Annotated in this window: 18 protein-coding genes; 8 read left to right on the top strand and 10 right to left on the bottom strand. The window is 59.8% G+C overall.

Features of this window, described 5'->3' with window-relative positions:
• The 4 genes from LCM4573_RS21605 to LCM4573_RS21590 form a co-directional block, all read right to left on the bottom strand.
• Positions 1–2,247, bottom strand: a complete 2,247-nt coding sequence (locus tag LCM4573_RS21605; RefSeq protein ID WP_071008452.1) for a xanthine dehydrogenase family protein molybdopterin-binding subunit — start codon at positions 2,245–2,247, stop codon at positions 1–3.
• Positions 2,244–3,230, bottom strand: a complete 987-nt coding sequence (locus LCM4573_RS21600) for a xanthine dehydrogenase family protein subunit M (protein WP_071008451.1) — start codon at positions 3,228–3,230, stop codon at positions 2,244–2,246. Before LCM4573_RS21600 ends, LCM4573_RS21605 begins: the two co-directional genes overlap by 4 nt.
• A gap of 3 nt (positions 3,231–3,233) precedes the next feature.
• On the bottom strand, positions 3,234–3,890 hold the full coding sequence (locus LCM4573_RS21595) for a 2Fe-2S iron-sulfur cluster-binding protein (protein WP_071008543.1): 657 nt from the start codon (positions 3,888–3,890) through the stop codon (positions 3,234–3,236).
• Between the two features lie 115 nt (positions 3,891–4,005).
• Positions 4,006–4,890 (bottom strand): helix-turn-helix domain-containing protein, encoded by an 885-nt coding sequence (locus LCM4573_RS21590; RefSeq protein ID WP_071008450.1) that lies wholly within the window; start codon positions 4,888–4,890, stop codon positions 4,006–4,008.
• A gap of 380 nt (positions 4,891–5,270) precedes the next feature.
• On the opposite strand from LCM4573_RS21590, the gene LCM4573_RS21585 reads away from it, so the two are divergent.
• The 4 genes from LCM4573_RS21585 (at position 5,271) to LCM4573_RS21570 (ending at position 11,085) form a co-directional block, all read left to right on the top strand.
• Positions 5,271–6,401: an efflux RND transporter periplasmic adaptor subunit gene (locus LCM4573_RS21585; protein ID WP_071008449.1), complete on the top strand. Its 1,131-nt coding sequence runs from the start codon at positions 5,271–5,273 to the stop codon at positions 6,399–6,401.
• A complete protein-coding gene (locus LCM4573_RS21580; RefSeq protein WP_071008448.1) occupies positions 6,398–9,478 on the top strand; it encodes an efflux RND transporter permease subunit in 3,081 nt (1,026 codons plus the stop codon). The genes LCM4573_RS21585 and LCM4573_RS21580 overlap by 4 nt, the downstream gene beginning before the upstream one ends.
• A 122-nt stretch (positions 9,479–9,600) precedes the next feature.
• On the top strand, positions 9,601–10,236 hold the full coding sequence (locus tag LCM4573_RS21575; RefSeq protein WP_083347580.1) for an isoprenylcysteine carboxylmethyltransferase family protein: 636 nt from the start codon (positions 9,601–9,603) through the stop codon (positions 10,234–10,236).
• Between the two features lie 126 nt (positions 10,237–10,362).
• Positions 10,363–11,085: a response regulator transcription factor gene (locus LCM4573_RS21570; protein ID WP_071008446.1), complete on the top strand. Its 723-nt coding sequence runs from the start codon at positions 10,363–10,365 to the stop codon at positions 11,083–11,085.
• 61 nt (positions 11,086–11,146) lie between these two features.
• On the opposite strand, the gene LCM4573_RS21565 is transcribed toward LCM4573_RS21570, so the two are convergent.
• The gene (locus LCM4573_RS21565; protein ID WP_071008445.1) at positions 11,147–11,995 is read right to left on the bottom strand and encodes a MipA/OmpV family protein; all 849 of its coding nucleotides are present in this window, start codon (positions 11,993–11,995) and stop codon (positions 11,147–11,149) included.
• Positions 11,996–12,292: 297 nt separating this feature from the next.
• Here LCM4573_RS21565 and LCM4573_RS21560 point away from each other — a divergent pair, with 297 nt between their 5' ends.
• Positions 12,293–13,615 (top strand): ATP-binding protein, encoded by a 1,323-nt coding sequence (locus LCM4573_RS21560; RefSeq protein ID WP_244505381.1) that lies wholly within the window; start codon positions 12,293–12,295, stop codon positions 13,613–13,615.
• A 403-nt stretch (positions 13,616–14,018) separates the two neighbouring features.
• Here LCM4573_RS21560 and LCM4573_RS27980 read toward each other — a convergent pair whose 3' ends face one another.
• Both LCM4573_RS27980 and LCM4573_RS21550 read right to left on the bottom strand, forming a co-directional pair.
• Positions 14,019–14,237, bottom strand: coding sequence for a hypothetical protein (locus LCM4573_RS27980; RefSeq protein WP_131819004.1), 219 nt, complete (start codon positions 14,235–14,237; stop codon positions 14,019–14,021).
• 296 nt (positions 14,238–14,533) lie between these two features.
• The gene (locus tag LCM4573_RS21550) at positions 14,534–15,250 is read right to left on the bottom strand and encodes a Crp/Fnr family transcriptional regulator (RefSeq protein WP_071008442.1); all 717 of its coding nucleotides are present in this window, start codon (positions 15,248–15,250) and stop codon (positions 14,534–14,536) included.
• Between the two features lie 785 nt (positions 15,251–16,035).
• Here LCM4573_RS21550 and LCM4573_RS21545 point away from each other — a divergent pair.
• Positions 16,036–16,317 (top strand): hypothetical protein, encoded by a 282-nt coding sequence (locus LCM4573_RS21545; protein WP_071008441.1) that lies wholly within the window; start codon positions 16,036–16,038, stop codon positions 16,315–16,317.
• Between the two features lie 318 nt (positions 16,318–16,635).
• Here the strand turns inward: LCM4573_RS21545 and LCM4573_RS21540 are convergent, their stop codons facing one another.
• Together LCM4573_RS21540 and LCM4573_RS21535 are read right to left on the bottom strand one after the other, a co-directional pair.
• On the bottom strand, positions 16,636–17,562 hold the full coding sequence (locus LCM4573_RS21540; protein WP_071008440.1) for a manganese catalase family protein: 927 nt from the start codon (positions 17,560–17,562) through the stop codon (positions 16,636–16,638).
• Between the two features lie 78 nt (positions 17,563–17,640).
• Positions 17,641–18,153: a ferritin-like domain-containing protein gene (locus tag LCM4573_RS21535; RefSeq protein ID WP_071008439.1), complete on the bottom strand. Its 513-nt coding sequence runs from the start codon at positions 18,151–18,153 to the stop codon at positions 17,641–17,643.
• A 154-nt stretch (positions 18,154–18,307) separates the two neighbouring features.
• Between LCM4573_RS21535 and LCM4573_RS28155 the strand changes: the two genes are divergently transcribed.
• Complete coding sequence (locus LCM4573_RS28155) at positions 18,308–18,544, top strand: hypothetical protein (RefSeq protein WP_071008438.1); 237 nt, start codon at positions 18,308–18,310, stop codon at positions 18,542–18,544.
• 483 nt (positions 18,545–19,027) lie between these two features.
• Here LCM4573_RS28155 and LCM4573_RS21525 read toward each other — a convergent pair whose 3' ends face one another.
• Positions 19,028–19,246: a hypothetical protein gene (locus LCM4573_RS21525; protein WP_071008437.1), complete on the bottom strand. Its 219-nt coding sequence runs from the start codon at positions 19,244–19,246 to the stop codon at positions 19,028–19,030.
• 467 nt (positions 19,247–19,713) lie between these two features.
• Here LCM4573_RS21525 and LCM4573_RS21520 point away from each other — a divergent pair, with 467 nt between their 5' ends.
• A complete protein-coding gene (locus tag LCM4573_RS21520) occupies positions 19,714–20,208 on the top strand; it encodes a TspO/MBR family protein (protein ID WP_071008436.1) in 495 nt (164 codons plus the stop codon).
• Positions 20,209–20,232 lie beyond the last annotated feature (24 nt).

Raw genomic sequence — 20,232 nt, 5'->3', positions numbered from 1 at the left:
TCACGCCAGGCCGGCCAAGAGCTTGTCGAGCGTGATGGGGAATTCCCGCACCCGCACGCCAGTCGCGTTGTAGATCGCGTTTGCCACGGCGGCGCCCGTTCCGCAGACGCCCAGCTCTCCGATGCCCTTGCTGCCGAGCACGTTCGCCTTGTCGTCATGCTCCTCCAGAAAGACGACGTCGAGGGACGGCACGTCCGCATTCACCGGCACGTGATATTCCGCCAGGTCGTGGTTGACGAAGTGCCCGTAGCGCGGATCAAGCACGCTTTCCTCCATCAAGGCGGCGCCGATGCCCCAGACCATGCCGCCGATGACCTGCGAGCGGGCGGTCTTCTGATTGAGGATCCGGCCCGCGCCGATCGTGCTCAACATGCGGCGTATCCTGATTTCGCCGGTGTCCATGTCGACGCCGGCTTCCACGAAATGAGCGCCATAGGAATGCTGGGAGAAATTGCGGTAGTCGTCTCCCCGCTCCACCTGGCCCTCCGCCTCGATGCCGGAAGGCGCAAGCCGACCGACGAGTTGACCGAGCGGTTCTCCCCGTCCGGCCCAGCGGATTTCGCCATTGGCAAAGATCGCATCTTCAGCTTTGAGGGATGGATCCGCTCGCCGGGCTTCGGCGACGATCCGGTCGCGAAGGACGAGACAGGCATTGTGAACCGCCGAGCCGGAACTTGCAGCCCCCCATGAACCGCCGGATCCGGCGGTGCGGGGAAAATTGCTGTCGCCCAGTTCGACCGTGATCGCCGAGGGTGGCAGGCCGGTGGCATCGGCCGCGATCTGCGTCAGGATCGTATAGGTGCCGGTACCGATATCGGTCATGTCGGCCTGAACGGTGAGTTGACCGTTTCCGCTAAGGCGCACTCTGGCGCGCGTCGTGCCGATATAGTTCGGCCGCATGGCGGCGGCCATCCCGTAGCCGACCAGAAACCGGCCGTCCCGCATGGCGCGCGGCTGAGAGCTGCGCTTTTCCCAGCCGAAGCGCATCGCCCCTTCCTGCATGCAGGCGACGAGGTTGCGGGTGGAGAAGGGCACGTCCCGTTCCGGGTCACGCGTGGGCTCGTTGCGGATACGGAATTCGATCGGGTCGAGGCCGAGCTGCTCCGCCATCTCATCGATCGCGCATTCGAAGGCAAGCATGCCCGGCGCCTCGCCCGGCGAACGCATCCACTCACCGCGATTGGTGTCGAGGCCGATCAGGCGATGGCGCGTGCGCCGGGTTTCGGAGGCATAAAGCGCGCGCACGAAGACGGCGGTCTGTTCGCAGAACTCCTCGAAGCCCGAAGTCGCCGAGAAGACATCGTGAGAGGTGGCGACGAGCCTGCCGCTCCTGTCGGCGCCGAGGCGGACGTCATGCTTCATCTTCGCCCGATGCCCGGCATTGGCGAACATCTGCTGGCGCGTCAGGGCGATCTTGACCGGCCGCCCCACGACCCTCGCTGCCAGTGCGGCAAGAACGGTGTCGGCATGAACGATGAGCTTGGCGCCGAAGCCGCCCCCGATGAATGGGCTTACGATTCGCACCCTTTCGAGCGGAAGTTGAAGCGTGTTGGCGATGCCGGCACGGAAATTGGCGATCGTTTGTGCTCCGGTATAGATGGTGAGGTTATCGCCCGACCAGACGGCCGTGGTCGCGTGCGGCTCCATTGGATTGTGATGCTGGTAGGGCGTCGTGTAGGAGACGTCGAGCTTAACTTCGGCGGCGGCGAATGCGCCTTCGAAATCGCCGATGGCGCTGTCGGTCTCGAAGCCCGCATTGGTGCGCGGCGGCGCGTAGGCCTCGGCGAGGTGAGCCTCCATGTCGTATCGGCCGGGCTCCGTCTCGTAACGAATTTGGATGAGGCTAGCCGCTGCCCTTGCCGCCTCGAAGGTTTCCGCCACGATCAGGGCTACCGGCTCGTCATAGAACCGCACCCGGTCGTCAGAAAGCATCGGCCGCGCCCGAGTAAACACTTCCGGCACGGTCGGGGTCACCGGCGGACCGAAATCCGGCTGGGCCGGCGCATTGCGATGGGTCATCACATGGAGCACGCCCGGCGCGTTTTCCGCCTCTGCCGTGTCGATCCTGGCGATGCGGCCCTTCGCGATAGCGGCCCCCAGGATATAGCCGTGGACCGTATTGGGAATTTCGACATGCTCATGCGCATAGGTCGCGCCACCGGTGACCTTCAGCCGTCCGTCCACCCGGTCGAGGGGCCGGCCTACGTAAGTTGCGTTCGTTGGATTTTCCGACATGGTGTCCCTCATGCAGATCGGGTTGCGGCGGCAAGCGTGGCGCGGAGCGTTCGCCTGGCGAGCATTATCTTGAAGTCGTTGCTGCCCGAGCCTCTTGCCTCAGCGAAGTCGGCTTCGCCCACCCGCTCGAAGGTCTCCTCRGAAGGTTCCGCTCCGCTCAACAGCCGCTCGGCCTCGGATAGCCGCCAAGGCTTCGGCGCGATACCTCCCATCGCGATGCGGGCGCTCGATACGCGACCCGCCCCGGCATCGACTATGGCTGCGACGGAAACGAGCGCGAAGGCATAGGAAGCCCTGTCGCGCACCTTGCGGTAGATCTGTCGGCCGGGCGGTGGGGACGGCAGGACGACCGCCGTTATCATCTCRCCATGCCGAAGCGCCGTTTCCACGTCCGGCGTCTCGCCCGGCAGGCTGTGAAGATCGCTGATCGGAATAACCCGCGTTTCGCCTTCCGGTGTGACGGTTTCGATTTGAGCGTCCAGTGCAGCCATGGCGACGGCCATATCGGAGGGATGCACCGCGATGCAGGTCGAACTCGTGCCGAGGATGGCGTGCATGCGATTGAAGCCTTCAAGCGCGGAGCAACCGGAGCCCGGCTGACGCTTGTTGCAGGGCATACTGGGATCGTAGAAGAAATAGCACCGCGTGCGCTRCAGAAGGTTGCCCGCCGTCGAGGCCTTGTTCCTGATCTGCGCCGATGCGCCGGCAAGCAGCGCCTGCGTCAGCACCGGATAGCGGGTCCGCACCCGAAGATCGGCGGCGAGATCGCTGTTGCGCACCTCGGCGCCGATCCTTAGTCCTCCATCCGGAGTGTTCTCTATTTCGGCCAGCGGCAGCCGGCTGATGTCGACGAGATGCGACGGATGCTCGATCCCGAGCTTCATCAGGTCGAGGAGGTTGGTTCCGCCGGCGATGAATTTGGCGTCCCGGTTGGCGGCAACTATGGAGGCTGCCTCTTGTGGACTGGTTGCCCGCTGATAGGTGAAAGATCTCATGCCTCAAGCCTCTTTACTGACATCGCGGATTGCCGCGACAATGTTCGGGTAGGCGGCGCACCGGCAGATATTGCCGCTCATGCGCTCACGGATCTCCGTTTCCGTCAGTTYGACCGTCTCGGCCGCTACGTTCTCGCTGGCATGGCTCGGCCAGCCGGCCGCCGCCTCCTGCAGCATGCCGACGGCGGAACAGATCTGGCCGGGTGTGCAGTAGCCGCACTGGAAGCCGTCCCTTTCGACGAAAGCTGCCTGCATCGGGTGCAGCTCGCCTTCCTCGGCCAGACCTTCGATCGTGGTGATCTCATCTCCCTCATGCATGACGGCAAGCGTCAGGCAGGAATTGATCCGCCGCCCGTTGACGAGCACCGTGCAGGCGCCACACTGGCCGTGGTCGCAGCCCTTTTTCGAGCCGGTCAGCCCGAGGCTGTTACGAAAAGTATCGAGCAGCGTTGCCCGAGGATCGAGATCGACGGTGAAGTCGCGCGCATTGATGCGCAAGGTCAGGGGAACGGTCTCTACCGGAGTTGAGGCGGTTACCGCCATCGCCGCCGGCTGCGGCTGGGCCCTCGCGGGCAATCCCGTCACGAGGAAAAAGCCCATTGCGGTCCCGGTTTCGAGAACGGTTCGCCTGGTGACGCCAGGCTGTCTGTCATCTGTCATCGGATCGTCTCCGTATTCGGCGACAAGGGCATGATTGCCGCGTTCGCCGTCCTTCAGAACGATCCTAGTATGGGAATTCGAGCCGGGCGGTTCTTCCACGATCCCGGTGGAACTGTCACGATCCGGGAAGAAATTCGGCGCGATAGGCTCTTGGCGTCGTGCCTTTCAGGCGGCGGAAGGTCGAGGTGAAATGGCTCTGGCTGGAAAAGCCGAGCGCAAGCGCGAGATTGCCAATCGGTGAACAGGTCGTCTTCAGTAGCATCTCGGCACGGGCGACGCGCCGTTCGAGGACATATGCATAGGGCGCCATCCCAGTCGCCGCCTTGAAACGACGCGCGAACGTATCCGCCGGCATGTTGGCTGCGACTGCAAGGTCGCGAAGGGAAATGTCCCCCTGAAGATGCGCGTCGATGAACTCGTCCACCCGCGCCAGTGTAGGCCGGCTAAGAGGGGCCGGACGGTTGACGGAGAGAGCGTTTCCGTCGAGCACGGCGATGCGCATGGCAAGGAGAGCGGCCAGATGCTCCACATAGGCGGTATCGGGCCGGATGCCGCCGGCCAGATCCATGCAGAGCGAGGATAGGAGCGTGGCCATGACCGGGTCGCTGCCGTTCACTGTCGTCGGCATTTGCGCCAGCCGGTCGATGCCGGGGATCTCCGCCGAAGGGTCTATCCAGACCGCCGAGTAGTTGAGGTCGGCCTCGCGGTAGATGCCGTGGCGCTCGACGCCGGCGGGAACGAAAGTCACGGCGCCCGGCCGGTCCTGCCCGTCATATACGAGGGTACTGCCGGATGAGACGCGCGTTCGTGCGGTACGCCCACGTTCCGTCAGCACGATCACATGGCGCGGCGCATTCCAGCAAAGCTCCACGTCCTTGCAGACCCAGTGCCGGTGGTCGAAGGTGACGGCGCCATCGAGCCAGGAGGCTTGGTGGAGCCCTTGGGAACGATCGTCCCGCGTATGGATACGGCCCTCGCCGAAAAGCGGCTCGCTCGACATGGATGAAACCTCGCTGGGACGGTGTTCGACGCCAATATAGGGAGGATCGCTCCGCCGTCTGATAATAACCGCGTGTGATCGCCGTGAGAGCGATCAACAGGATGTGAGGCTGCGGCCGATACGAGGTTCGGGTGAAGGCCGGATGATACCGCGGGCGGCATRGAAGAGGGGCGGCGCAACGTTTCTTAACGCGATGACACACCGATAGACTGCGCGATCGCTACGGTCTGATCCGGTCATCTGGAATGCAAACTCCAGATCAAGCGGAAGGTCGTTTTATGGCTGGGATAGCCCAATCACCAACATCGTATGCACGCCTGGCATTCGGCGTGGTTTTCCTTTGGTTCGCTTTTCTAGCTGCAGCTCAGGCGCAGGACCAGATGCCGGTCACGGTTGTTGTTGCCAGACAGACCGACGTGACGGAGCGGCTTCCTGTCGTAGGGTCGCTCGCCGCCAGGGAGGAGGTACAGGTTTACTCCTCCGTCCAGGGGCAGGCGATAGAGCAGATACTGGTGGAGGTGGGGCAGCATGTCGCAAAGGGAGAGGCACTGGCCGTGCTCGATATGACAGTCGCCCGCATGCTGCTTGACAAGAATTCGGTCAGCATCATGAGGGCCAAGACCGCCGTCTCAGTGGAAGCCAGCCGGCTCGATGTGGCGCTGGTGAGCGAAGCCGAAGCCAGAAAGATACTGGAACGCAGCCGCGCACTGCAGCCTAAGGGCGCAGTCTCGCAGCAGGTCCTTGATGAACACCAAAACGCGCATGCGCGAGCGGTTGCAGAACTCGGCCTTGCTCGACAGTCGCTTGCTCTTGCCGAAGCGGACGCGGAGCTTGTCGCCCGCGAGCGCAAGGAAATCGAGTTGACGATCGAGCGGAGCACGGTCAGGGCACCCGAGGCCGGACTGGTCTTGAAGCGGACGGCGCGCATCGGCGCCATGACGTCCGGCTCGGCCGATCCTCTCTTCGTCATCGCCAGGGATGCCGTGATGGAGTTCGTCGCCCAGGTGACCGAAACGAGTTTCGTGCGCCTTCAGGAAGGCATGCGCGCGGTGGTCACGCTGCCCGGCCGCGACCGGCCGATAGGCGGTACGCTCAGGCTGAGTGCGGCGCAGCTCGACCCGGCGACGCGAAGCGGCGAGGTACGTATCGAACTCGACGACGATCAGGGTTTGCGTCCCGGCGTCTTCGCTCGTGGCAGCATCAACGCATCCTCGCGCAACAACATTCTTCTGCCCGGCAGTGCGGTGAAGACGTCGAGCGGTCAAAATAGCGTCTTCATCGTCAAGGACGGGGTGGTGGGCGTCCGCAAGGTGACCGTCGGTGCGCGCCAGGACGGCTTTGTGGAGATCGTCGGCGGCGTCAGCGACGGCGAGATGATCGTCCTCAAATCCGGCGGCTTCCTCAAGACGCAGGAGAGGGTGCGGCCGGTCATCACCGCGTCCGACCGGCCTTTGGCAGGCAACATGGCAGCGCACCTTCAGACGACGGATCACGAGGGAACGCTACAGTGAAGAACGGTAACATCTCGGCCTGGGCTATCCGCAATCCCCTGCCGTCCCTCCTGCTTTTCGTGGTGCTGATGGTCGTCGGGCTCTACAGTTTCTCCCGGCTTCCCATCACCTATTTCCCGACCATCGTCACGCCCGCCGTCAAGGTCACCGTTGAGCAGTCGGGTGCGGCGCCGGTCGAACTCGAGACCGAAGTCACACGGCCGATCGAGAACGCGATTGCATCCCTGCCTGACATCAAGGAACTCTCGTCGACGATTGACGAAGGACGCTCGGTGACGACCGTCGAATTCGAGCTGGGCCTCATCTCCCCGGACCGCRCGATGAACGACGTGCGGGATGCGGTAGCCAGAATCCGAGGCGACCTGCCGGGCACGATCGACGAGCCGGTGATCGAGCGGATCGAAGAGGAAGCGCAATCCGTCGTCACCTATGCGGTTTCCAGCCAGGACATGACGGCGGCGGAGCTCTCCTGGTTCGTCGACGACATCGTTACCCGTGATCTGCAGGGGCTTGCCGGGGTCGGTCGCGTCGAGAGGATCGGCGGCGCCGACCGGGAAATCCATATCGAAATCGACGCCGACCGGCTGCAGGCGCTGTCGCTCTCCGTCAGCGCGGTGAACGAGACGATCATGCAGACCCAGCTCGATCGCTCCGGCGGGCGAAGCGACATCGACGGCGGCGAGCAGGTGCTGACCACCGCGGCGGCGGCAAGAACCGTGATGGAACTCGCCGACCAGCGTCTTGCACTCGCGGGCGAGAATACCGTGCGGCTGGCGGATGTCGCGGATGTCCGCGATACGGTTGCCGAACCGCGCACCTTCGCGACCCTGAATGGCACCGATATCGTCGGCTTCGCCGTTTATCGCTCCCAAGGCGCAAGCGATGTCACGGTTGCCGAAACAGTCGCTGAGGCCGTCGAAAGACTGGGAGCAACCCATTCCGATCTCCGCTTCAGCCTCGTCGACGACACCGTATCCTATACGGCCGGCAACTATCACTCCGCGATGGACACCCTGCTTGAGGGTGCTGTTCTATCGATCGTCGTTGTCTTCCTCTTCCTGCGCGACTGGCGGGCAACCGTCGTCGCTGCCGTCGCCCTGCCGCTCGCCATCATACCGACATTCTTCGCGATCGACCTTCTCGGTTTTTCACTCAACATTCTCAGCCTGCTCGCCATCACGCTGGTGACCGGCATCCTCGTCGATGATGCCATCGTCGAAATCGAGAATGTCGTGCGCCATCGTAACATGGGGAAATCGGCGTACCGGGCGGCACTCGATGCTTCGGACGAGATCGGTCTCGCGGTCATTGCGATCTCCGCCACGATCATCGCCATCTTCGCGCCGGTCGGCCTAATGAGTGGCGTCGTCGGCCTGTATTTCCGCGAGTTCGGACTGACGGTTGCGATTGCGGTGTTCTTCTCCCTCCTGGTCGCGCGGCTGATCACGCCGATCATGGCCGCCTATTTCATGACCGGCCGGCCACCGGCCGAACAGCGGAAGCGGCGACTGTCAGTCGCCTACGAAACCTTGTTACGGACCACACTGCGCTGGAAATCCGTGACGACAATGTCCGCCTTCGGCCTGTTCGCTCTTGCCGTTGTTTCGCTGATGTCGATGCCGACCACGTTCCTCCCCGCGGAAGATACCGGACGCCTCATATTGACCGTCGAACTGCCCCCCGGCACGAAGCTCGATGAAACCCGCTTGGTGACGGATAAGATTTCTGCAGAGATCAAGACCTTCGATGAGGTCGAAGGCGTCCTCGTCCGCGCCGGGTCGAGCATGACCGGCCGGCAGGACGTGCGCCATGCCATCGTCTATGTCGATCTAAAACACAAGACAGAGCGGGATCGGTCGTCCTTCGCCRTGGAGGCGGAACTTGAAACGGCGCTGGCCGATATTCCCGACGTCCGTCTGCTCTTTCTCAACGACCGTGGTGGCCGTGACATATCCTTCTCCGTGCTAGGCAGCGACGGTGAGGCGGTACAGCAGGCAACTGACCATATCCTGCGCGAGATGATTACCGAAGGGAGCTTCGTCGATCCGGCAAGCGACAACCTTGCCATGCGTCCGGAACTCAGGATGACGGTGGACACCGACAAGGCGTCGACGCTCGGTGTTTCTGCCGCGGTGATTGCCAGCACGATGCGCATCTCGACGATCGGCGACGTGGATTCGCGGCTGGYGAATTTCATTGAAGACACCCGGCAGATCCCGATCCGCGTTGTTCTCGATCGTGAAGCGCGGGGCCGATTGCCGATCTTCGAAACCCTCACCCTGCCGCCCACCAATGGGACGCAGGTGCCTCTCTCGGCGGTCGTCAGGATCGGCTTCGACGAGACAGTCGCCGCGATCGACCGCTTCGACCGCCAGCGTCGGATCGAGATCGGTGCCGACATGGCTGGAGGCCTGACGTCGGGGCAGGGACTGGAAAGATTGCTGCAGTTGGACAGCGTGAAGAACCTGCCGGATGGCGTGCGAATACAGGCCACCGGGGACTCCGATACGGAAGCCGAGGTATTCGAGAGTTTCGCCGCCGCAATGGGGGCAGGCATCATGCTCGTCCTGATCGTGCTGATCCTTTTGTTTAGGAGTGTGCTGGCTCCCTGGACAATCCTCGCTTCCCTTCCGCTGTCGATCGGCGGCGTGGCGGCTGGCCTTGTCCTGAGTGGCAACGCGATATCGCTTCCCGTGGTGATCGGCATACTGATGCTGATGGGTATCGTGACCAAGAATGCCATCATGCTCGTCGACTTTGCCATCGAGCGTGAAACACACGGACTTGGCAGAACCGAGGCCATCGTGGAGGCGTGTCTCGAGCGCGCACGACCGATCATCATGACGACCTTGGCGATGATCGGCGGGATGCTGCCGTCTGCTTTTGGCGTCGGCGACGGCGGTGAATTTCGGGCTCCGATGGCCATATCCGTCATCGGTGGACTTTTCGTGTCCACGGTACTGTCGCTGGTCGTGATCCCCTCGTTGCACCTCATTCTGTCGGGTTTCGGCGACCGCCTGAGCCGGCTCTTCAGCCCTTTCCTCCAGTCGGCGGATGCAAACCTCGAGCGGCGTTGATGACAGGGGGATCAGTCTGATTGATCCCCCTGTCATGTTTCTCAGCAGGTCTTAACAGGCGGAAACATATCATTAAGCGAGGCCAGCCTCGGCTGTGACAAGAAACCATAAGATCCTTCGAGATGAGGTTTCAACGCATCATGGGCAATATCCAGGCTCCGTTTCGGCAGCGCTATCGTATCAATGCACTTCGGGGGGCCGGCGGCCTCGCGTTATGCCTGCTTGCAGTCACCTCGGCGCCGCCGGCACCACCCTTGGTGAGGGTTATTTTTGAGGTCATGGGAACGCTGGCGATCTTTATCGCGATTGCCGGTCGAGGTTGGTCGCTATTTTACATCGGCGACCGCAAGAATTCGGAACTCGTCACCTATGGCGCCTATTCGATCACGCGCCATCCGCTCTATTTCTTCAGCCTGATCGGCATCGCCGGAGTTGCGGCACAAACCGGCAGCCTATTGCTTATCGGCGTCATCACGCTGACGGCATATCTGGCGTTCGACATGGCCATGCGAGGCGAGGAGGCCTACCTGGCTAGCCGCTACGGCCAACGCTTCCACGAATACCGGAGGGCGACCCCGAAGCTTTGGCCGGACCTTTCCCTGTGGCGGGAATGCGATGATACGCTCCTTCGCTCGGCGAAGGCCCTTAGCAGTTTGAGGGATGGAGTAGTCTTCCTTGCCGCATGGGTTGGTGTAGAGCTTATCGAACTCGGCCAGTCGGCCGGCCTTTTGCCAGTATTCTGGACCCTGCCGATCTAGGAGTGCGCGGTACGGCCGGTCAGGGACCTGCTAGCCTTTCCAATCCTCGCAACAAATCTTAATAAGGCGAAACATTTGCAGTCTGCATCACATGCATTATGCGCGAGTTGAGGCAAGGAAGACGAAATGCAATCGGGCTCCGCGAACGCGAAAATTCTTATCGTGGAAGACGATCCGGAGATCGGCAAACTTCTCGCGCTCGCGGTGCAGGAAAATGGAATGATCCCCACCGTCGCTGAAGACGGTCACATGATGCAGTCCTTGCTACGCAACAACGAGTTCGACCTCATCATTTTGGATGTTATGTTGCCGGGCGAAGATGGCCTGAGCATCTGCAGGCGGATTCGCTCCCAAGAGACGACGCCGATCATTCTCCTGACGGCGCTCGGGGAGGAGGTCGACCGCATCGTTGGACTGGAAGTCGGCGCAGACGACTACGTGACCAAGCCGTTCAGCCCCCGTGAGGTCGTGGCCCGCATCCGCAGCCTCCTTAGGCGTGCATCCTACGGGCTGGTCAATACAGCGGCCCAGCGGAAGCTACGCTTCGAGGGATGGCAGATCGACCCGCTGCGTCGGCAGTTGCACGATCCAAGCCACGCTCGGGTCGCGCTGACGACGACGGAATTCGACTTGCTGCTTGCCTTCTGCCGCAATCCCGGCCGCGTCATCACCCGCGAGGAGCTACTTTCGCTCACCCATACTGGCCTTGCAGGGCCGATTGAACGCAGCGTCGACGTGCATATCAGTCGGCTGCGCCAGAAGATCGAAGCGGATTCGAAAAACCCGGTTCTGCTGCAGACGGTCAGGCTTGGCGGGTATATGTTCACCGCTAATGTCGAGCAGGGCTGACCGCTGCAACAAAAAAAGCCAGGTGTTTGCCTGGCTTTTCTCGTTGTCGCATTCTTCCGGTTCAGAACTTGTAACCTACAAACACAGAGGTGGAGGGCTGCAGCTTCTCCTCTACGATCGGGCTGTCGGCGGCATCGCCCGTCAGGATGCCAAGGCTCGCTTCGCCGCGGATCAACCAGCTCTCGCTCAGCATATAGGTGGCGGAGGCTGAGACGTTGACGCGCTTGAGACCAGCGTCCGGCTTGTATTCGGAGAGACCGGATCGTGCCGCTTGCGCAGCGTTCACACCGAAATAGGCTTCCATGTGCTTGCTGTTGGCTAGGACAGCTTCGACACCGGCGCCAAGGATCAGGCGCTCGGTGACGGGTGCCTGATACTCGGCACCGAAGGTTCCGATCAGACTCTCGCTGCCATCGATCGTCTGGTCGACGCTGGCATAGAACTCGAAGCCTTTCCAGCTATAGGAGGCCTTGGCGCCGATTGTTGCGGCGAAGTCGATGTCGCCCAGTCCATCGAGACGGTCCGCGTCGTCCTCGTCCCTCCCGCCTTCGTAGCCGACCTTGGCGGCGAGCGCGAACCCGTCATTCTGGAACGCGGTCACGGTTAGACCTCTTGGATCGATCTGCAACCATTCACCGTAGGTGAACACGATGAACGGTAGGGCCTGGACTTCAAACTCGTCGCCGCCTTCATATTCCGGTTCGTAAATTGCGCCGGCGCCCACGATAAGGCTCCAGTTGCGTTGCGGATACTCGTTGTTGAACCGCTCCTGATCGAATGGCGGTTCCGGGGGCTGTCCTGCAAGTGTCGGGTCGGCGGCGAGTGCACTCGACGCCGTGCCGGCGAGCACGAAGGTGAGGCCTAGGGCGCTTGATCGAAGTCGCCGATCGGTCCATTGGATAAAAGACATGGGTGCTCCAGTGATCTGACACGGAAGCCGTCGGCACGCGCCTAGGACCGTGTTTGCTACACCTTCGTCCTGCCATGGGCCGAGCCTGGCCGGCGTGTCTTTGTGTTACGCTTTGTTGCGGGCAGACCTGGCGGGGCACGGTTCCTGTGGGCATTTGCGGYCGATCGACACAAAACTTAATCTCGGATTTCCGCGGAACGCCTTATTCTCCGTCGGATCGGGTCTGCCATGGAGCCGTTCAAGTCAACCACCGGGCATGGAGCCCAAGGAGGCGTTTTGGGATTTCGGATATCCCGGTTGATCTCGACCATTCACGGCCAGATCACCGCCGTCATTTTCGCCTGCCTGATCATTGCCTTCGTCATAGGTTCGACCCTGGAAGCCTGGGTGCGGGACGAATATAGCGCGCCTGATCTCGAAGGTATGTCTGCCCGTATTTCTGCGATTGCCTCGGTCTTGGCAACGGCTACGTCCGAGGAGAGAAGCTCGGTCCTGGCGGCGGCCAATCGCGGTGGGCAGCGTTTCGTCCTGCGCCCGCTCTCATATTTCGACGATTTCACCACGACTTCGCCGGACGAGCCCTTCATCCAGGTTGTGATCGATCGGCTCCTGCCTCCTGAAGACCGACCCATACCATTCGGAGGCTGGAGAACCTTCGTTGGCGGTAAACGCGTCCTCGCCGCAAAGATCGATGACGAAACGCTGCTCGTCATGGAACTGCTGCCCGAAAGCTTTCTTCGCAACGATGCGCTGCGATTTGGCTCGAACTACCTAGTGGCGACGGTTACGCTGATCATCCTGTTCTCCATGTTTGCCGTCTGGGCGATCACCCGTCCGCTGCGCCGGATTGCCTCTGCGGCGATGAAGGCGGATATTTCTCTCGGCGCAGCACCGTTCGAGGAGCGCGGCAGCGTCGAGATCGTGACGCTTGCGCGGGCTCTCAACGGGATGCAGCGACGCATTTCGACCATGGTCGAGGCCCGCACCCGCATGCTTCGCGGCATAAGCCATGATCTGCGAACCCCACTGACGCGATTGAGGCTTCGCGCCGAGAGAGTGAACGAAAACGAAGTCCGAGAAGCCTTGCTCACCGATGTAGAACGAATAGACCGGCTCTTGAAGGAAAGCTTGAGCTATCTACGGGACAATCACCAGAGCGAGGCATTCCAGCGTGCCGATCTCGGCTCGATATTGCAAACGGTGTGCAATGAGTTTGCGGATATGGGGCATGAAATCACCTATCGCGGTCCCTCGCGGTTGGTCGCAAGCTTCAAGCCACTTGCCATAACGCGCGCGGTGACAAATCTGTGCGACAATGCGACGAAATTCGGAAGGCGCGTCCAGGTGGAGCTGCGGGCGGCTGCGGGTGAAGCCATCATTGATGTCAGTGACGATGGCCCGGGGATTCCCGCTGAGCATCGCACCCGAGTACTCGAGCCATTCTTTAAGGCCAATCCGGCTCGGGGAGGTCCAGATACTGGTTTCGGTCTGGGGTTGTCCATCGTCGCCGAGATTGTGCAGTCGCATCACGGGAAACTGGAGCTGAAGGACCGCGATCCGCAGGGATTGACCGCCAGGCTGGTGATACCTCAGGAGCAAAGTGCGGCCGATTTAAGCTAGGTGATCGACCTATTGAGTACTCGTACAGGAATTACGACACATGAGGCTTTGGTAGCCGCTTGGCGCGTGCAGCTTCTGGCGCGCTCGGAGGCTCTTTTAAGCGAAATCTCACAAGCTAATGCCTTAAGATCGAACTCATCGCGCCGCACGCCGAAAATGCACGAGTAGTTGAAGGCGACCGAAGGGGAGCGGATGTCCAAAGTCACGAAGAGCGCCACTTGACCTACTGTCGGCTTCCTCCATTTCGTGTGAGCCTGGACCTGTTTTTCCCTTTCCGGCTGATCGTCTTTTAAGTGCGAGCTTCGGCGGCGCGACTGGCTTCGCAAGGTGCCACGGCGCCGACGACTTCCTCAACAATCAGCAGTGTAGTCAATATCAGCGATGCCGAAAATAAACCCCCACGTCAGGTGGTCGAGCTGTTTCCGGTGACCAACAAGTAAAGCTTGTGCTCCTCTTGTACGCCATGCTGGTAGAGGTTGATGACCTGGACCGCCAAGTCGACAGCAAGGTCACTTCCTTTTTGAATGAGCTTCGCTTCACAGGCACGATCAAAAACCCGCTGCAAAAGGCGCAGTTCATCGGGGTYGATCGTTTGAAGCAAACGAGCATGATCTTTAAGCATTGACGGTTAATAGCCCCACTGTCCGTCGACTGACGGTTTCGATGCTACTTATCGTATTTTCAGGGCCCGTTATCGAAATGTCCGCCAGCGTACCAATCACCGATAATTTGGTCCCGCGTCCGCAATAGCTTCGTCCCCGAATGGTGGAGCAGTTATTCTCCCGAGCGGTCAGTGCCCTGATGCTAACGATGGGCGCAGAAGCGATGATCCTTCATGGTCAAGCTACAACAAACCTTCGCCTGCTTTCCGATCGTCTTGGTGCTCGTCTAGCAATTCTCTCGCCATCTCCTCTGGGATCAAAAAAGGTCTTTCATGAGGCGTCGGTATTCTTGCTCCGGCTTGCCATAGGCATCTTGAGCAAACTCCTCCAAAGCTCGTCTGTTTCGGATTGTGATATTGCCCCGATCAGCCTTGATGAACCCGTTGGCTTCTAAAATGTGCAGCGAGGTTGTCACACTCGGTCGGCGAACGGCGAGCATGATAGAAATGTAGTCGTGTGTCAGGTGGATTTCGTTGCCGGTAGAACGGTCGTGGCACATCAGCAGCCATCGCGCCAAGCGTTCATTGACATCATGAACTGCGTTGGAGGTCGCCGTATAGGCAATCTGCACCGAAAAAGCTTCAACAGATCGTATCATGATCCTGGAAAAGCTCTTGTTGCTGTCCATCCAGGTGCGGAACGCCTCGTACTTCATTTGCCAGGCTTCGGCATCCACCTGCACCGTGACATCGTGCGGAGCSAGTTCCGTTCCGACCATCGCCGAGGTCGGAACATAGCCGTCGAAACCGAACAGACCTGCCTCAGTGCGGTGTCCCTCGGGCGTGGTCACCACGACGGAGCCTATCCCTGACGTCAAAAAGTAGATGTGGTCGATCTGTTGCCCCGATTTGGCGAGGCTGGTGCCATGCGGGAGATGGATATGGGTGAGATCGGGCGCGACTTTGTTGTAATCGTCTGCCGGAAGCATGCTTAGAAGCTTGTTCTGGATGGTGGATTGTCGAGGAGCCGACATGCGCTCTTCCTCCTATTGGGGCAAGAGCACGTAGAAACCCTCAGCCATTCGCGCTCTGTTCAGTCTGAGACGATGTCAGTAGCATACTCCCGTGGCGACCGGTTACAAGCTCTGTCGGCGGCCCTGCTTCCTCGCGTTTCGGCAATAGCACCAGTTCACCATCGGGCAGGGAACTTTGCAGTCCAAGCTCGGGCGCCAGCCCCGTGCAATACCTCCTCAAGCGCGTTGCGAGCCTCTTCTTTTTCCTGCTGTCTCGTAGACACGACGTCTCCTTCGCGCCGCAGCGGGTTATAAATTTTGAAGGGAGCGCCGCGGCATCCCGGCTCCGATCATGTTCTAGTCCAAGGATGAGTCAACGGCGTCCGGTAAGGTCCCCGATGGGCGATTGACAAGACAGCGACGCCGTCTTCTGCGGCGCTTTGGAAAAAGCGGTCCGGCATCCCTGCCGACCGCTCTGCCTCCATCATCGCGGGACAGAACTGTGGGCGTCCCAGTATCTGTCACACTCGTCGATAGACCATATCAATAGCGACGAGGGAGCCGCTTCTTCAGTGCTTGAAATCATCCGATAGCCGCCGCGACAGTCTTCTTTGAATGGGACTGGCCTATTCCAATGGCCGCGCCTCATCCGAGCCTCCTCCGCTCTATCAATGCCTGTAGGTCAGGAGGCTCCGCAAGCGAAAGGATGTGCTCGCCTACTCACTGCACCCATCAATTTTGACAGATAGCGGCCGAGGTAAATTTGACCTAGCAATCAAGTAAGTTGCAATGAGAGGGCGTCTCACATGGAGGTTGTCGTTTACGCTTGCCAGATCATTTCGRGCGACGATGAAGAACTGCATTTCRCCGCCACATTTGAGGAGTGCTTGCAGCACGCCTCTGAAATTTTGGATGACCTTCGCCAGGATCCGGATATCGACATTGACGAGCTCGGGCCAAGGGCTGTCTACAAATGCACCTTGCGGCCGCCCGACACAGCAACTCTCATCGCTGTGCTCAACAAGAACCCCGACGCCATCGAAGCGTGTGTGATCGATCGCAGGCTAGTTGCTGTCGTGGATTCCTAGCGATTTGCTTATTCCGACTTCCGCTGACGCTGCCGCGACACAGTCAGCGGACGAACGAGACTGGAATCGTGGGAATTCCATGCCATTGGCGGGGTTGTGAGCTCGATGAACGAAGCTACACCGGTCTTCCCAGTCGATGCGCCTCGTGAGGCTTCCGCAAAGGCGGGCACCCCCAACTACATCATCGCCGTCGTGAAAAAGCTTGGGGCCTAGCACCGCTTGGCGCATTCTTTTGAAAGACCATACGCGTCGCCAGGCTCAATGTGATTTCTGTCGGAGAAGCCGGATGGTGTCAACGATTATCCGCCCAACGGCTACTCATCGTGATGCTTTGTAGAGTTTCTCGGCGATTTCGAACATCTCCTCGGGAGCATAATCCGGTGTAAAAACGGATGGAACGCCTACAAGCTGATGGATTTTACCGCCTTCCGGCATGCCGTCCACGACCTCCAGTTCGCCGGGCGGATCATCTGGGAGGGCCACTTCACCATTGGCCCAGATGCCCGCCATTTCCTTGTAGTCATCGGGGCTGAACGTATAGAGGCGCCGGTGCAATCCCTCGTCGAGATACTTCTGCGACTCCGGGATATTGGCGAGAGGAATATTGGGGACGGGCAGGAATTTCTCGATCTCCACTCCGGTTATCTTTTTCAGCGCGAGCGCGTACGAATGGGCATGGACGGAGCCCCGCACCAGTAGATAACCGCAGACCTCGCGGCCGGTCGGATCCGACAAAGTTTCGTAGACCCTGAGCTTGTGTAGCCGGGCGCCACATTCCAGATGGAAGTTATGAAGCAGGTCGAGAATGACGTTGCCGGTGGTTGTAATGAAGTCGTTGTTCCACGTGGCTCCATTGCTGTTGATCGGCATGGCGCCGCCACCACCGGAGAGGAAGCTGGCGGCGAGACGTATATCTTTCATGTCCTCGAAAGGGGCAGCGGAGATGTCGCCACCATCGCCCGCATCTCCGTCAGGCACGTCTGGGCCATTTGCCAGCATTGCAACGCCGTTGCTGACCAGTTCGACGTGGCCAAGTTCTTCGGCGGTTATGCTCGCAACAAGGCTGTAGAAAGGTCGCAACTTTTCTTTGGATCTAAAATTGAAACTCTGAAACATGTAGTTTCCGAGCGTCGACATCTCCCCGTATTTGCCGCCAAGGAGTTCTTGAAGTGCAGCGGCCGCATTGGGGTCCGCTCTGGCAGGAGCAGGTAAATCCACCTGCAATTTATCTACTCTCAGAAACATGGGAGGATCCTTTCCTTGAAAGAAGCCTCCCAAACAATCTGCGACTCGGATGGTTCCAAGATGGCCAAGCTATCTCGCTCAGACCTTGGCCGTTTCGCCCGCCTCCTTAAGCGAGGCAAACTTTATGGTGACTGGACGGAGATTGTCCTCTAACCACTTAGCCATTGAAACCTCCTCATCGAGATTAGACTTCAGCGGAGCGACGAGGGCGGGAAAACCACCCAGTTCAGCAATTGTGATCAGTGATTTGTAAGCCGCGATTTCATAGTTCTCGAACGCAAAATTGGCCAAGGAGTTCTTGATGATTTCGTCTCCGGCTACCGTATGACCCATAGCGGCCATGGTGCCGGTGAATGACAATGCAACATCTTTAAGCATTGACCGGTCTTCWTCTAGGTTTTCGAGCACTTCCTCCAATCGGGATATTTGGCCTTCCGTTTCACGAATATGCTGTTCCAGCCGGCTGGCGACCTCCGGGTAATTCTCGATACGTTTCACTTGCGGCTTCATGATGGAGAGGGCTTGGTTCTCCATTGCGTGAGCATTTTTGAGGCCGGTGATGAAGAGCGAGCGGGTTTCGGTTTCGTCCATTGCGGGTACTCCCTTATTGAGACATACTAACCGTGCGACACGTAAATTGTTCCGGACCTCGATCGAGCGGGCTCGATAAGCGCCTTGCCGCGGCAGTCGCCGCGATCATCATCGGCTTGACCATCTAAGGCTTCTATCGGAAGGTGAGGGCGTAATGACTACTACGCCCCGCATCCTTGGTGCCTTCGGTATCCTCCTCATTCTCGTGCTCATCGCCGGCTGGTTCTGGAAGCAGGCCGGTGACGAGGTTCGTCTATCGATCGAAAGGCAGAATAGTGAGGCCGTGGACGCTTCGGATCGGGCTCGTCGTGATTTCGACGCTTGCCCTGACGGTTTGTGGAATTACGCGACCGGCAAATGTCGATGGTCTGCGCCGCGTAGCCGATACTGACATCATAGAGGCTCGTGGAGCCACGCCGGCCGATCAGCGTAAGGATACAGGACGCTGGTCGACATTTGCGCTGCTGATGTCCCGAGCCGCTAGGAGCGTGCGCGTCACAGGGCTCGTCGTCTCGCGACTGATTGCTCATCTGGTTCCGTTTCGCCAGCGAAAGCATCAAGCGGAACAGCGACCGACCGAGATTGCCGTCGCCTAGTACATCCAGGTCGCTCAACGCGCACCGAATGGGCTCAGCGAGCAATCCTTGCCCTTCTTCCGAGGCAGAGAACCGTTTCGCCCATTGCAAGAGCATCGGACGAATCTCCGGATAGGATTCACGCACGTTTGATCTGGGACGCATAGTGCTGCCCTCCGTTTGCAGGCGGGAGCACGTAATAACTCTCAGTCGCCAGCGCCTACATGATCGGTTACCAGCGATGTGTCGATGGTACACCTAGGCGGCGTAGTGAGTCTACTCACGCCAACCAACGGCGGTTACGGGAAATTCTTGGTACCTGAGAGCATTGCCAGGAGTTGCTGCTTATTGCGGATGCCGTGCTGGAACAGATCCAGCAGATCGACCGCGATCCGTGACGCAGCGTCAGTGCCTTTGGCGATGCCTCGTCGCGTTAGGATTTCTTCCAGGACACTTTCCAGCATTGCCAGGTCAGCGGGAGTGATTGCGATCGCGTGTTGGACTAGGTGCTTGATCATGGCGCGCTAGATAGGCTTCATTTTCAAAAGGCAATCCCTGACTGTCAATCGATAAACACGTGGACGCTGTTGCCGCCCGACCGCCAATGCGTGAACCGAACCCTATTTTAAAATACGCATTCTGTGAGGGCCGGGGAATTGACCGACAGGAGCATTGAGATGGAAACGGCTGACATTCGGTCGTGGATCGTTGCCTGGAGCGAGGCGTCGGCGCGTCAATCTCGAAGGCTAAACGGATAATTGCCGGATCTGTTGTCGCCTTCGTCGTTATGCAATGAAAGGCCCCGCTGCTGAGATCGGGTTTCGAGCACACAACCACGTTACGAATTCGTGTCCGACAAGCGGCTGCAAGTGCCAAAATCGCTCACCGATCCGAGGCTCAGCCGGCTGATGTGGTTGCGACGCGGTTGTAGGCACTTGGAGAGCGCCGCTTGACCTAACGGCAGTCTTCTCCATTTTCATATTCCATGGACCCGTTTTCCTTCTTCATGCTGATCGTCTTTTTGAGTGCAAGCTTTGGCGCCGCGGCGCCCGGCGTCATCTTCCGCCCCGGCGAATGGTATAAGCAGCTTGATAAGCCGCGCTGGCGACCGCCGGATTGGCTATTCGCACCCGTGTGGACGGTACTCTATGCGATGATCGCAGTGTCCGGCTGGCTGGTCTGGCGTGAGGCAGGATTGGCGGGAGCCGCAGTGCCGCTCGGCGTCTATGTGGCTCAGCTCATTCTCAACGCGACCTGGTCTCCGATCTTCTTCGGGTTGCGCCRCCCTGACTTGGCGGTGGTAGAGATTGCGGTGCTCTGGGCCTCGATTCTTGTTGTGATCATGCTTTTCCACCCGATCAGCCCGCTCGCAGCCTGGCTGCTCATCCCCTACCTGGCATGGGTGAGCTTCGCCTCGGTACTCAATCTGTCCGTCTGGAGGCGCAACCCAATGCAGCATGGACGAAGGCACGTGCGATGACGCCGCGGCGGATATTCGTGAACG

Source organism: Rhizobium sp. LCM 4573, assembly GCF_001854865.1.
Lineage (GTDB): Bacteria > Pseudomonadota > Alphaproteobacteria > Rhizobiales > Rhizobiaceae > Neorhizobium.
The sequence above is the reverse complement of the archived record's forward strand: the minus strand, read 5'-3'. Positions and strand labels throughout refer to the sequence as shown.

What these genes read in the sequence shown, in the direction of transcription:
- LCM4573_RS21605 (WP_071008452.1), bottom strand. Translation starts at nt 2,247, where the DNA reads ATGAGGGACACCATGTCGGAAAATCCAACGAACGCAACTTACGTAGGC.
- LCM4573_RS21590 (WP_071008450.1), bottom strand. Translation starts at nt 4,890, where the DNA reads ATGTCGAGCGAGCCGCTTTTCGGCGAGGGCCGTATCCATACGCGGGAC.
- LCM4573_RS21585 (WP_071008449.1), top strand. Translation starts at nt 5,271, where the DNA reads ATGCCGGTCACGGTTGTTGTTGCCAGACAGACCGACGTGACGGAGCGG.
- LCM4573_RS21575 (WP_083347580.1), top strand. Translation starts at nt 9,601, where the DNA reads ATGAGGTTTCAACGCATCATGGGCAATATCCAGGCTCCGTTTCGGCAG.
- LCM4573_RS21570 (WP_071008446.1), top strand. Translation starts at nt 10,363, where the DNA reads ATGCAATCGGGCTCCGCGAACGCGAAAATTCTTATCGTGGAAGACGAT.
- LCM4573_RS21565 (WP_071008445.1), bottom strand. Translation starts at nt 11,995, where the DNA reads ATGTCTTTTATCCAATGGACCGATCGGCGACTTCGATCAAGCGCCCTA.
- LCM4573_RS21540 (WP_071008440.1), bottom strand. Translation starts at nt 17,562, where the DNA reads ATGTTTCTGAGAGTAGATAAATTGCAGGTGGATTTACCTGCTCCTGCC.
- LCM4573_RS28155 (WP_071008438.1), top strand. Translation starts at nt 18,308, where the DNA reads ATGACTACTACGCCCCGCATCCTTGGTGCCTTCGGTATCCTCCTCATT.
- LCM4573_RS21525 (WP_071008437.1), bottom strand. Translation starts at nt 19,246, where the DNA reads ATGATCAAGCACCTAGTCCAACACGCGATCGCAATCACTCCCGCTGAC.